Here is an 11,743-nt window from a genome sequence, read left to right as displayed (position 1 = left end):
TATGCTTTCAAACATTGGTTTTCCCGGTTTAATTTTAATCCTTCTTTTAGCTTTAATTGTTTTTGGACCGAACAAGCTGCCTCAAATCGGACGGGCAGTCGGCACCTCGCTAAGGGAATTTAAGGATGCAACCAAGGGAATAACAGAAGAAATACAAGAGGAATTCAAAGATGACGTACAAGCTGCAAAAAAGGAATCGATAAAATGAAAAAGACGCCTGCACGCAGCAGGCGTCTTTGATGCGTTTGTGGCGCAGAACCGTCAGGCCACATCCCGACGTTTAGCTAAAAGCTTGTTCTTCGACTTACACAAATTAGCTCATCGCTTTATTAATATAACATTAAACTTATATTTTATCAAGTGATTTATTGAGCAGCCTGTTAACGGCATCCAATGGGAAGTGATTTAAATCCCTGTTTATAGTTTGTTCATATTCTATAGACCGCTTTGGGGGTTTTTAGAAATATTCTATCGAGTTATTTATTAAAATACAAATTAGCCTATAGAGCTGATCTCAAAAACCGTTCAACTTCATTACAAGTTCATTGTCAATTGAGTCAATTGATCCGAGGAAACGGCCACTTGATTGAACGCTTCATTAATTTCCTCGAATATATCATTCAGCTCTGTCATTTCCTTGGTGATCTTAATATTCTGCTCTTTAACAGAAAGCATGGCCTTTGCTATATCAGTAAAAAATATGCCCGTTTCATTTCCTTGTTTTGTACCTTTAGTAATTTCCCCGCTAACCATGGAAATTGACGTGTTCATGACATTGGTAAAATGAGCGATTCCATTAATCAACTTCACTACTTCAGAAACCGAGTCCTTGGTATTTTCTGATAGCTTCCTTACCTCACCAGCCACAACCGCAAATCCTTTACCATTTTCACCAGCTCTTGCCGCTTCAATCGCTGCGTTCAACGCCAACAAATTCGTTTGCTCGGCAATTGAGGTGATGATCGTGACAATTCGTTCAATTTCCTTTGAAGTATTGGAAAGCTGCTCCATATCTTTTGAAATGATCGTCATTTGCTCCTGCGTTTTTACCAATCTTTTCTCTAATCCCTGTAACAGTTCGACTCCCTCATTTGACTTTCCCTCTGCATGTATGGCTATTTCTGACCCCTTTTGGGTGAAATCATGAATTTCCCCTACCTTACTTGCCATTAATTGAGTTGCTGAACTGGTCTCTTGACTGATTGCTGCCAATTCCTCTGCATTATGATTGACCTGTAGTTTAATCGTCTCTTTTTCTGCTAAGTTTTTTTGGCGAATCTTCTCATTTTCAAGTTCATATGCCTCTAAAACTATTTGCTGCTCTAAATTAAAAATTTTAGTGACAGCCAGAATGTTATCTTGATATTGCTCAATATTTTTTATGTTGGAAATCACATGAATGATCAATGATTGCAATAAATCCTGAAATGCACTCATATACCATTTTGGCTGAAGTCCAATTCGCACATGTACTTGTGCGATAATATAACGCTGTTTAATATATGCATCATCAATGGTTCCGCTAAACATTTCGAACATATGACGATGCAGTGTCTTTTTCAACCTATCAACAGAACCATTGTCCTTAATGATTTTTATTAAAGAGGGTTCATTTTCTAGATTTTTATAAAAATCCCCTACAATTTGTGTCAAATGTTCCTTCACTTGTTCCTGTAAAGAACGAATTATGCACAAATCCTCGATGGTCAAATGAATCATGTCCACTTGATTCAATACGCTCGGATAATCCCTGATATTGATACCGACGTGTTCTTTATATTGCATATAGTCTATAGAATCTATCTTTTGTTTATTTCTCCATATTCTTTTCATGATTGAATTGCCCCCCATTTTTTACCCCATATATACTATTTCGACATAAGTCTGTTTATCTTAATTCACTTCGAGAAATTTTCTTCTTTTACATAAGACTTATGAACGATATATGTCCAAACAAAAAAGACACTCCAGAGAGTGTCTCAGATCGTATACTTTTTTGAGAGAGTGTAGGATATGAACGTTGATTTCCACTTCAGGCACTCGCTTTCCGCGGGCGGTCCGGGAGCCTCCTCGGCGCTCTTTTCCCGCAGGAGTCTCGTACCTTCCGTTCCAATCAACTGGAATCTATTTTAAGAATAAACTGTAGGCTGGACTCATTTCGAACACTTGAATAAGACTAGTTTATATTTTTTGGTTTTTTACATCTCTATGAAACCCTCACAGGATTGAAGAAATTCGCGACACTCCTGCTGAATTTAACTGGCTAGCGAAAAAACAAAAATACATGAAGGATAACCAAGCTTTCATTTAAAATCTTGGTTCGGGGAGATAGCCTTCAGCCTTCCTAACCCCTTTAGTCGTCAAACTGAAACTCTCAAAAAGTGTTTTTTCAATGATCATTTTCCTGCTGGTTAAGATTGGAATGCTTACGGGAATAAGCGAAGTAAATGACTACTCCGATAGCCATCCAGATGAAAAACCTTATCCATGTATGACTCCCTAGCTGAATCATCAAGAATACGCAAAAAACGATGGCCAGGCCGGGAACGAGCGGTACTGCCGGACAATAAAAAGCTCGTTTCATATCCGGTCTTGTTTTCCGTAAAACGATGACCGCTACGGAAATCATCGTAAAAGCAGTCAATGTTCCGATGTTGACCAACTCTGCCAATTCACCAAGAGGTATGAATGCTCCCAATACGGCCGCTATCATACCAAATATCCATGAAGCTGCATAAGGTGTTTTATATTTTTTATGAAGTTTTGATAAGGATTTTGGCATCAGCCCATCACGTGACATCGCAAACATGATTCGCGTTTGTCCATACAACATTACCAAAATCACCGTTGTCATTCCGAGGAAGGCACCTAGATCGATGATTCCTGCAACCCAATTTTGTCCTGCGCTTTGCAAGACCAAAGAAATCGGGTGATCAAGAGCCTTACTGAATTGTGCATACGGTACCACACCTGTCATGATTAAACTTACAAGCATATAAAGCACAACACAAATGACCAAGGAACCGAGGATTCCGCGTGGTAAATTCTTTCCTGGATTTCTTGTTTCTTCAGCAGCAGATGCAACTGCATCAAAGCCGATGAAGGCAAAGAACATTAATGCGGCAGTTGAAAATACTCCATCGATACCAAATGGCATGAAAGGCTGCCAGTTTTCCGGTTTCACATAATAGATAGAAGAAACGATGAACAACAACACTACCAACACTTTAATAACGACCATTATATTATTGATTCTGGTCGTTTGTTTCGTACCTATGGAAATCAAAAAGGTAATCGCCATGACTATCAAAAAGGCCGGCAAGTTCATATAAGTCGTGACACCTTCGACCGAACCTGGTGCTGCCGTCAATTTCTCTGGAAAGTTAATTCCGAATCCACTTAAAAATGATTGGAAATAGCCCGACCACCCAGCCGATACGGCACTAACAGCCAATAAGTATTCAAGAATTAAATCCCATCCGATTATCCAAGCGGCGAATTCACCTAAAGTTGCATAAGCATACGTATAAGTCGAACCGGATACCGGCACGGAAGCTGCAAATTCTGCATAAGAAAGTGCAGCGAATAAACAGGCAAGCCCAGCAATGACGAAAGATAATGAAAGTGCAGGACCAGCATTCACTGCACCAGTACCTGTTAATACAAATATGCCTGTCCCAATAATCGCTCCAATTCCTAGCATCGTTAAATCCCAAGCCCCTAGTTCCCGTTTCAATCCCTTACCGCCGGAACCGGCGTTTTTCAACAAGTCCTCAATGGACTTCTTCCTAAAAATACTCATGTTCTTTCCTCCGTAAATTTTATAAACTATTCTGAAAACTACAGACAAATAAATTCACTTTCATTTATATCGAAGAAATTTCGACAAATTTCTACAATTCCTGAATTGTCTGACTTTCAAATTATACGTATTACCCCTTCCTTCGTCAATGATTTATTATTGTAAAATTCTGTTTTTTGAATTTTATTTGGAAGGTAATCCTTAATATTCAACAGGAATATCAATATTTAACAAATAAGGATTAACAATTCATTATTTTAATATTAATAAAGTGCGCTACTTGTATAAGTTTCTAATATTTTTAATCCAATATAAGTTCATTCGTTATTTTTGTATAAGTATTATTATGAAATAATACTCCAATATTATCCTGATCATTCATGCACCAATAGTTTGACGGAATCAAAGTACATCACTATACTTATTAAGTCTTAAAAAAAGTACGGGAATTATGCTTAATAATTGAAGAAGGTGACATTCATGGATTTTGCAATTACCTATCTGTCTTTTTATTTAATCCAAGTCGAAGGAAAAGGCGATCAGGCTGATAAGCGTTTTAAACATTTCCAAACTCTTGATACAGAAGAATACGAAGAAAGTCCTCTAAAGGATTTTTTGGATGGGGAATTGATGAAGATTTCCAAACGGAAAGTCGACCGTCATCCAAAAACTGAACAAATACCAACGAAAATTGGTTCTTTTATTGTCGAAGAAGGACATGCACTTGATTCCAACCCTAATTACAATGTATTTAACCGTGTTCGATATGCAAAAACAAAACAGGAATTCCAAGAGGAAAATGAACAATTCACGCGGTCTTATATTGATACGAGTGCCGTCCGTGGCGGTGTCTTCATAATCGCATCGGCAAAATTAACGAAATATCTTGATGAACCATTCGTTTTCTTACTAAAATGTGATTTCGAGCCGAAAGTTGCTTCCATTTCGGATGAACGGACCTTGATTAGGCACGTTGAAATGGCAATCACCACTAAAAATATGAAATCCATACAATACCCCTACATGCCCGAAGAAGGAATGGTCGAAGAAGGCGAACTGAAAATCCACCAGGCCTCACATGCCCGCTACTTCGAGGACTTCTTGAAGTTCGTCGAATATGGGGAATCGATGCCTGAAATCATGAAAAACCAGGTTATCCATATGGTTCATGAACATGTATCCGCTCAATTCGAAGAAAACAGTGACGAATTGCACAAATTCGAACAGGACCTGGAAATCTGGGAAACAAGCGATAAACGGGAAATCCAGGAACGCCTTGAAACCCACCAGGTCGTCGAAGCCACAGCCCAAATTGTCGAGCATACACCTGAAGCCGAAATGCGAATGAAACTAGGCAGTACATCCGTCAAAGGACTGTTAGCCGATTTTGGCGAAAGCATCCATTTAGGAAAGATTAATGGGAAGTATGTATTGATGATAGAATCCAATACAATAGAGTTCGATAAAGGCGTTTCGCCGATTGAATTTCATAAGCCGGATGATTTGCAAATACTAATCGAAAAAATCATAAATAAAAGTTGATTCTTTTTAATGTATGTGACCATAAATTGTGACCAATAAATCATGTAATTATTGCTTTATAACAATGGTTTCAGTCAAATCTGTGACCAATTTTGTGACCAATTTTCAAACTAAAATTCAAACTCTCAAACCTCTATTATTTACTCTAAATTTGACCATACTACTAACTTATAGTTAGTAGTTTTTTCTTGTAATAAAGTATTGATCTAGTTTCTTCTATATATGTTAATCCCCCAAGCTAAACCCCAAATCAGTTATCTTCTCTAAATAATTCACTTCGAATGTCTTCACAAAAACGCCATAGAAGTATCCGAATTTATCCCTCCCTTACCTTTCTCTCTATAAATTATAAAAACTCCACTCGTTTGGAATGGAGTCATAACTTTTCATCTTTTCGCCTCCTTTTAAATGTTACGAGATCGCAAGGTTTTATAAAAACATTGTACTGTAATCCATGTAGTCATCTGCTTCATCGAAAACTGAGATATTTTCGCATTTGTGATTCCAATTGTTTATGTTAGGCACAATGACTGTTCCATCGTTTAATGTAATTTTCATTTCAATAGTAGAAATTCCTTCAAGTTTATATAACGCTTCAATTAGTGCTTGTTTTTGGTTGTCCGAATTTTGGTTAAAGTTAAGTTCAATGCCCAAGTTTGTGAATACTCCGAAAGTTTCTCTTACCATTTCTTTACCTTCTACTGCTACTGTTTGATTTGTCATCCCTTAATCTCTCCCTTTGTTTTGTTATATCGAATATTATGTCTGTTTACTCGAATGATATCTTCGCTTTTCTAAAGCTAATATACCATTTACCAAATATGGATGTCAACACCAATCCGAAAAAGTTTTATATTTTTTTAAAGCTATGGTACACTAAACTAAAGATATTCAATATAAACCTAAAGGAGTGGGTTACATGTTCACCTATGCACCCTTAATGGCTACACTACACAAACGTAAAATAAGTAAGGTTGATTTACAGAAACAAACTAAAATTTCATCATCTACATTGGCTAAGATAGGAAAAGATGAATTTGTATCAATGAAAGTTCTTAATGAAATCTGTGATGTACTTCATTGTGAAATCGAGGATATAATTGCTCATGTAAAAGAAGAAAACCACCAATCTTAAATAACTGGTGGTTTTTTGTATATAATGGAATTTTATTGTAAATGATATTATTATCACTAGCTTTTCTTTTTCATTATTCTCCCTTAACTGAGCTGAGGAATATTCCTTAGCTTTTTTTCATTTTCTCACCATTCGATCGTTTATCAATATTTTTTGTTTGATGTTACAAGTTCGAAAACGCCATTGCCATTAACCTTAAGTTAGGTTCATTTTTTCTTTTTACTGTAAAAGGAGGCTTATCCATAGCTTTATGTTTATTCTCTTCTTGTTTAGTCGATTTTTTCTCCATGAAATAGTCCTTTCAATTAATCTTCATTATTTTTCATCGTCAATCTTTTTGGCTAATTTCTCGTATAACTCTAAATCCTCTTGTTTTCTTTTTTCAAATTCCTTATTTGCTTTGACTACTTCCTTTCTTATTTCTTTTGCATCCAGATTATGCTTTTCAGCAAGAAGGGCGTATTTTTTTAATAAATAAGCCTTAACAGAAAACTCTCCTAAAAATCTAGTTTCTCTTATCCACAACCCTTTATATCCTTCAGGTTTTTCGCATATTAGGGTAACGACTCCATTTTCATCAATATATTTTTTACATTTAGCATTTCTTCCATCAACATATTCTTCAACAAATACTCCAACGTAGTCAGTTATTGTTTCATTATTTTCATCCGTATGCTCTTCAATTAATCTCCCATGTTCATCTATGTATTTTTTATAAGCCATATATACAAATCAGTCCTCCCATAATAGATAAATCACTTATTTTTAAATACAAGATAACCTGTTTTCTTCTTCGGCAATAAACTCAAGAAGTTTCTTTCTCATATATTCATTGATATCAATTTCTCCCGAGCAAATTACTTTTACATCTGTCATATCGACTTCATCAAGATTAACTTTTTTATTTTTTTATCCAATTACTCATCACTCCTTATCTAATATTTGTGATTTTTTAATCTTAACTTTTTCCTCTATTTGTTTAAAATAATCTGCTGCCTTATTATCATCACCACAAAATTTCGCTAAAAATAATTTTCTTCCTATCGTATCTAGTTCATGATCATTAAATCCTCCATCAAAATGTTTGAAATAGGCATCACTAAGCATTTGAGCCATTCTCTTCAAATTTGGTTTTCCTGTTTCCCATGCAATTCCAGCACCTTCAACGTAAATGTAATTATCTTTGTTTGCTTCATCTACTCCCATTATCTTTCTTAACCTTTCAATTTCTTCCGCATCCATCTTCTTATTTACTTTCTTAACCATCAATGAACACTCCCTTGTTGTTGGATTCTTCACCCTTCACAACTTAATAATCTCCAAACAAAATAGCTTATATTCACTTTTCATTAAATTTTCTATAAAAATAGAAATACATAAAATTATATAAAATATAAGAATAATACGTAAAATTATATAATAGGAGAAAGATGGAATTTCCAATAAAACACCTTCACTCCCTTACTTCTACCGCTACAAGGTCTTCAAACTTCACCTTAATAATATGTCCCTTCTCATTTTCCAGCTCCAAATATATCGCCTTTGTGAATGGATCTAACCTATGTATCATCCCAACATACTCCCAATCAAAACCATCTTCCCAAACAGTAAACTTTACAGGTGAAGCAAACTCCATTGCGGTATGTATCTTGTTTTCAAACTCCTCTATTTGGTATTCGTCTAGAATTGGCTTTACTTGTCGGTAATAATCCTTATTCACATCGTTTAATAATTTAACGTATTCAGGTAGCATCAAAGCTGGTTGCCATTTAAGCTTTCCACGATCTTTTATTGACATAAGAACATCTCCATTCATTCTATAAATACATTATAGAACATTTGTTCTTATTTTAGTCAAAAAAATGAAGGGTAAAATTTCCCTTCTATTGATAACGGAAATATCTTTCCTGTAAAAGTGTTTTAATTAACCCCTCTAAGTCTAGAGTACCCTCTTCAGTAGCTGTACCAATTCCCTCTATATAAGTGTATTCTTCTGTATCAATTATTTTTAAGCCTTCTAGGTTGCGCATGTTTATTCCTCCAGATATCAATCGATAGACGTCAAAATTACATTATTCAGTTTTTCAAATTCCTTTATTGCAAATTGGATTGCTTCTTCTTCACTATATTTTTCACGGCACAACTTCACAGGCATACAATCATCAGCCATTAAGAATACATGATCATCAAATAACTGTAACTTAGCCTTTATGTAACCGGTTCGCTCAAAACTCAATTCTTTCAATTTCACAAAATCAGCCTCCCTCATAGCCTATATATTCATTATATAGGTAAAAAGTCCTTGTGACAGTATTGTGAATAGATTAGCAATATTTTTTATTTGTGACAGAAACGTAACAAACACGTCTTAATCAAGAGTGTTTCTTCTGTATTTCAGATTCAATTCGAGTAATTACCTTGCTCATATTCCCATTGATGGTACTTCCACTGAACCGCAGCGTTTTCCATCCAATTGATCTTAAGTATGCATCTCTCTTCCTGTCATGAGCCTTCGCTTTTTTACTTGAATGAAAATCTTTACCATCACATTCAATGGCTAGTCGATATTCTGGAAGTGCCACATCAATTCTATATCTTCTTATTGGATACTGTGCAGTTGCTTTATAATCCCTTATCCATAACGCTTTCAATACCCTCTTCTCAATAGGACTTTGACATTTATCTAATTCCACAAAGTATGGGGGAATGTATTGATTCACCTTCACTCCTCTGCTTCTTCGTATGTCCAAGCATAGAAAGACAAACCCTGATATAACAAGTCCAAAAAACACCACATATTCTACCATTGTAAATAAATTTCCCCTTTCTCGTAGGTACAAGCAACATCTACGAACTTTCTACATATCATTTACCAAAGTCGATACGATTTCTTTAATAAATTACCTACTGATTATTTGAAAAAAATCAGATAATTACCGACTGTTCAGATACTTTGTTTTTACTAATTATCATTACCAATGAAATACAAGTTTAACCCGTTGGTATCACTGCATTGAAGGAATTTGTTAAGAGTGAACGTAGTGAGGGATTAAGGGGGAGCGCGAGGGGATTTATTTAATTTGTAATTGACTGAGTATTTAAAAGGAGGAATTATTTTTATGAGAAGAAAGCATATTATAGAGTTGCATTCATTTATGGACAGAAGTTTTAAAAATAAAAAGAAGGTAAATAGGAAAACTAGTCCGAATATTAACCTATATTCGGTAAGTCCACTTATCTTATTAGATCCTACAATTTGCCTTATGGGTGTTGGCCTTGTATCCATTGCCTTATTGGAAAAGTTTTTTGAATATCAAGGAAATTATGATGTAGCTGAAGCCCTACACATAGGAGTTAATATTGCTATACCTTGTATAGCATTCGGATTTATATGGAAATTAATGCTCGCTGTTAGTGGTGCGTTCCTATGATGAAGCTATGGAGAGCAAAGATGAAGCTGCGAGGTTCATTGATGAGGGCATTTAAACTTGGTGGAATCCATAAACAAACTACAACGCAATCAAAGACGTATACACGTTATCCAAAGATCCATGATGTCCATATTGATGAGGAAAATGAAGCTGTCCGATTTACATTCACTTTACCTGATGGTGCTAATCCTGATTTAGTTTTGAAGCAAGAATGGGTATTCAAACAGTGCTTTGGAAATAACATTGAAATAGATGGTAAGGTGAAGAAGTTTATCTTGTGGTGCTATTCAAAGGACATGGAAAAAGATATTCCATACGAGTTTAAAAAGATTCAACCTCATTGTAAGGATAAAATAATCCCTATTATGTGTGGTGTAGATAGGTCAGGTAAGTTGAATGTTAAGGATATGGCAGAAGAACATCATATATTGCTCACAGGAACAACTGGAAGTGGTAAGAGCTCATTAATTAGGGGAATATTGACCTCATTGATTCTGCATAAGTCACCAAATGAAATACAGTTCTTACTTGGTGATTTAAAGTTTTCAGAATTCGGCATATACAAACGACTTCCTCATGTAATGGGTGTTTATATGGATGCTAAGTCACTCCTCCCTCCTCTTCAAATAATTGAAAAAGAAATGGTTCGAAGAGGTAAATTACTTGATGCGATGGACGTTGAAAGTATTTATGAATTAGAAGTGAAGCTACCTACAATTGTGATTTGTATTGATGAAGTTATATTGCTTAAAGATAAACCAAAAATAATGAAGATAATTGAAAGTATGTCCTGTATAGGTCGTTCTAATGGTGTTTATCTAATGTTGTCAATGCAACGTGGTGATGCGAAATCATTAGGTGGACAATTAAAGAATAACCTCACCTTTAGAATATCAGGTAAACAGTCAGATGAAACAAATGCAAAAATAAGTGGATTGAAGCAATCAGTTGACTTAGATACTGCGGGTAGGATGATACTTTTAACTCAAGGTAAAGAAAGAGTAATTCAAGTACCTTATATGGATAAGAAAAAAGCTAAAGGTTTACTTGATCCATTTAAAGTGACACAAGAAAAATCAGAGCTTGAAGATGTCGCAGATCGAAAGGTAAATGAATTTTCATTAGATGAGGTGTTCGATAGTGAACCAAAGGGATAAAGCCATAATTAATGACTTGAGACAATTCAGAATGATGTCAAGGAACCAGATAGTTGAATTACACTTTAAGCATCTTAAGAATCCTATAAATTCTTGTAATAGTGTTTTAAAACGTTTAACAAGGGATAACTTTATCAAATGCAGTACTCTTCACTCTCCATACGTTTACTTCACCGTTGACTGCAATATTAAACCAGACTCAACTAAAATCCCCCATTTCCTTGAACTTGTAGATACTGTTATTGAAATGAAAGCACATAGGGAAACTAAAAACCTCATGATTGAGCCTAAATATGGTGTCAAAGGAACAATTGAACCAGACATCTTTGCTATTTGGTTTAACCCTATATTTATCGAGGTTCAACGCAATGTTTACACGAAAGAAGTCATGCAAAAGAAAATTGATCTTTATGAAAATTATTATGATACAGGCGATTGGAAAGATGAACCTTGGCAAAGACCAGATAAAAAGGTATTTCCATCTATCCTAATTATTACTCCTACTCGATATGCTGTAAAAAGTACAAAGCTAGAAATTTATCAATCCCCTTCTATATCTGACTTTATAGAAAGTAGATCAGGTGAATCAACTCTACAAATCACACCTAAACCGGTTAAAAATGTTATTCAAACAAAGGGGGGATCATTGAAGCTAAAAAAATAAAATTAATTCACA

At 35.1% G+C, this 11,743-nt stretch carries 15 protein-coding genes; 6 read left to right on the top strand and 9 right to left on the bottom strand.

Going from position 1 to position 11,743, the window contains the following annotated elements; genetic code table 11:
* The first annotated feature begins 1 nt into the window (after position 1).
* Entirely contained in the window at positions 2 to 208 is a 207-nt protein-coding gene (gene tatA, locus MHB45_RS09655; protein ID WP_048686086.1) for a twin-arginine translocase TatA/TatE family subunit, read from the top strand.
* A gap of 326 nt (positions 209 to 534) precedes the next feature.
* Here the strand turns inward: tatA and MHB45_RS09650 are convergent, their stop codons facing one another.
* Entirely contained in the window at positions 535 to 1,833 is a 1,299-nt protein-coding gene (locus MHB45_RS09650; protein WP_065421176.1) for a globin-coupled sensor protein, read from the bottom strand.
* 556 nt (positions 1,834 to 2,389) lie between these two features.
* Positions 2,390 to 3,802, bottom strand: a complete 1,413-nt coding sequence (locus MHB45_RS09645) for an amino acid permease (protein ID WP_048686090.1) — start codon at positions 3,800 to 3,802, stop codon at positions 2,390 to 2,392.
* Between the two features lie 480 nt (positions 3,803 to 4,282).
* Here MHB45_RS09645 and MHB45_RS09640 point away from each other — a divergent pair, with 480 nt between their 5' ends.
* Positions 4,283 to 5,344, top strand: coding sequence for a DUF3900 domain-containing protein (locus tag MHB45_RS09640; protein ID WP_340907795.1), 1,062 nt, complete (start codon positions 4,283 to 4,285; stop codon positions 5,342 to 5,344).
* 429 nt (positions 5,345 to 5,773) lie between these two features.
* Here MHB45_RS09640 and MHB45_RS09635 read toward each other — a convergent pair whose 3' ends face one another.
* Positions 5,774 to 6,067 (bottom strand): hypothetical protein, encoded by a 294-nt coding sequence (locus tag MHB45_RS09635; protein ID WP_268592836.1) that lies wholly within the window; start codon positions 6,065 to 6,067, stop codon positions 5,774 to 5,776.
* A 196-nt stretch (positions 6,068 to 6,263) separates the two neighbouring features.
* On the opposite strand from MHB45_RS09635, the gene MHB45_RS09630 reads away from it, so the two are divergent.
* Positions 6,264 to 6,479 carry a helix-turn-helix domain-containing protein gene (locus MHB45_RS09630; RefSeq protein WP_252280903.1) on the top strand — a complete coding sequence of 72 codons (216 nt, stop codon included), beginning with the start codon at positions 6,264 to 6,266 and terminating at the stop codon, positions 6,477 to 6,479.
* 315 nt (positions 6,480 to 6,794) lie between these two features.
* Here MHB45_RS09630 and MHB45_RS09625 read toward each other — a convergent pair whose 3' ends face one another.
* The 6 genes from MHB45_RS09625 to MHB45_RS09600 all read right to left on the bottom strand — a co-directional run bounded on the left by MHB45_RS09625 (position 6,795) and on the right by MHB45_RS09600 (position 9,286).
* Positions 6,795 to 7,202 (bottom strand): hypothetical protein, encoded by a 408-nt coding sequence (locus MHB45_RS09625; RefSeq protein WP_340907792.1) that lies wholly within the window; start codon positions 7,200 to 7,202, stop codon positions 6,795 to 6,797.
* Between the two features lie 201 nt (positions 7,203 to 7,403).
* Positions 7,404 to 7,745, bottom strand: a complete 342-nt coding sequence (locus MHB45_RS09620) for a hypothetical protein (RefSeq protein WP_340907789.1) — start codon at positions 7,743 to 7,745, stop codon at positions 7,404 to 7,406.
* Between the two features lie 187 nt (positions 7,746 to 7,932).
* Positions 7,933 to 8,277, bottom strand: coding sequence for a YolD-like family protein (locus MHB45_RS09615; protein WP_340907788.1), 345 nt, complete (start codon positions 8,275 to 8,277; stop codon positions 7,933 to 7,935).
* Positions 8,278 to 8,362: 85 nt separating this feature from the next.
* Complete coding sequence (locus MHB45_RS09610; RefSeq protein ID WP_340907787.1) at positions 8,363 to 8,509, bottom strand: hypothetical protein; 147 nt, start codon at positions 8,507 to 8,509, stop codon at positions 8,363 to 8,365.
* Between the two features lie 17 nt (positions 8,510 to 8,526).
* Positions 8,527 to 8,730, bottom strand: coding sequence for a hypothetical protein (locus MHB45_RS09605; RefSeq protein WP_340907786.1), 204 nt, complete (start codon positions 8,728 to 8,730; stop codon positions 8,527 to 8,529).
* Between the two features lie 121 nt (positions 8,731 to 8,851).
* Complete coding sequence (locus tag MHB45_RS09600; RefSeq protein WP_340907784.1) at positions 8,852 to 9,286, bottom strand: endonuclease domain-containing protein; 435 nt, start codon at positions 9,284 to 9,286, stop codon at positions 8,852 to 8,854.
* Between the two features lie 312 nt (positions 9,287 to 9,598).
* Between MHB45_RS09600 and MHB45_RS09595 the strand changes: the two genes are divergently transcribed.
* From MHB45_RS09595 to MHB45_RS09585, 3 genes are read left to right on the top strand one after another with little or no spacing between them, the layout of a single operon-like run.
* Positions 9,599 to 9,910 carry a hypothetical protein gene (locus tag MHB45_RS09595; RefSeq protein WP_340907783.1) on the top strand — a complete coding sequence of 104 codons (312 nt, stop codon included), beginning with the start codon at positions 9,599 to 9,601 and terminating at the stop codon, positions 9,908 to 9,910.
* A 20-nt stretch (positions 9,911 to 9,930) separates the two neighbouring features.
* Positions 9,931 to 11,067: an FtsK/SpoIIIE domain-containing protein gene (locus MHB45_RS09590; RefSeq protein ID WP_340907781.1), complete on the top strand. Its 1,137-nt coding sequence runs from the start codon at positions 9,931 to 9,933 to the stop codon at positions 11,065 to 11,067.
* The gene (locus tag MHB45_RS09585; protein WP_340907779.1) at positions 11,051 to 11,731 is read left to right on the top strand and encodes a hypothetical protein; all 681 of its coding nucleotides are present in this window, start codon (positions 11,051 to 11,053) and stop codon (positions 11,729 to 11,731) included. Before MHB45_RS09590 ends, MHB45_RS09585 begins: the two co-directional genes overlap by 17 nt.
* The last annotated feature ends 12 nt before the right edge of the window (positions 11,732 to 11,743 follow it).

It is taken from the genome of Peribacillus sp. FSL K6-5616 (genome assembly GCF_038008245.1).
GTDB classification, from domain to species: domain Bacteria; phylum Bacillota; class Bacilli; order Bacillales; family DSM-1321; genus Peribacillus; species Peribacillus frigoritolerans.
Note: the sequence above shows the minus strand (reverse complement) of the source record. Positions and strands in the feature narration are given on the sequence as shown.

What these genes read in the sequence shown, in the direction of transcription:
- MHB45_RS09635 (WP_268592836.1), bottom strand. Translation starts at nt 6,067, where the DNA reads ATGACAAATCAAACAGTAGCAGTAGAAGGTAAAGAAATGGTAAGAGAA.
- MHB45_RS09645 (WP_048686090.1), bottom strand. Translation starts at nt 3,802, where the DNA reads ATGAGTATTTTTAGGAAGAAGTCCATTGAGGACTTGTTGAAAAACGCC.
- MHB45_RS09650 (WP_065421176.1), bottom strand. Translation starts at nt 1,833, where the DNA reads ATGAAAAGAATATGGAGAAATAAACAAAAGATAGATTCTATAGACTAT.
- MHB45_RS09630 (WP_252280903.1), top strand. Translation starts at nt 6,264, where the DNA reads ATGTTCACCTATGCACCCTTAATGGCTACACTACACAAACGTAAAATA.
- MHB45_RS09640 (WP_340907795.1), top strand. Translation starts at nt 4,283, where the DNA reads ATGGATTTTGCAATTACCTATCTGTCTTTTTATTTAATCCAAGTCGAA.
- MHB45_RS09625 (WP_340907792.1), bottom strand. Translation starts at nt 7,202, where the DNA reads ATGGCTTATAAAAAATACATAGATGAACATGGGAGATTAATTGAAGAG.
- MHB45_RS09620 (WP_340907789.1), bottom strand. Translation starts at nt 7,745, where the DNA reads ATGGTTAAGAAAGTAAATAAGAAGATGGATGCGGAAGAAATTGAAAGG.
- MHB45_RS09600 (WP_340907784.1), bottom strand. Translation starts at nt 9,286, where the DNA reads ATGGTAGAATATGTGGTGTTTTTTGGACTTGTTATATCAGGGTTTGTC.
- MHB45_RS09590 (WP_340907781.1), top strand. Translation starts at nt 9,931, where the DNA reads ATGAAGCTGCGAGGTTCATTGATGAGGGCATTTAAACTTGGTGGAATC.
- MHB45_RS09595 (WP_340907783.1), top strand. Translation starts at nt 9,599, where the DNA reads ATGAGAAGAAAGCATATTATAGAGTTGCATTCATTTATGGACAGAAGT.
- MHB45_RS09610 (WP_340907787.1), bottom strand. Translation starts at nt 8,509, where the DNA reads ATGCGCAACCTAGAAGGCTTAAAAATAATTGATACAGAAGAATACACT.
- tatA (WP_048686086.1), top strand. Translation starts at nt 2, where the DNA reads ATGCTTTCAAACATTGGTTTTCCCGGTTTAATTTTAATCCTTCTTTTA.
- MHB45_RS09615 (WP_340907788.1), bottom strand. Translation starts at nt 8,277, where the DNA reads ATGTCAATAAAAGATCGTGGAAAGCTTAAATGGCAACCAGCTTTGATG.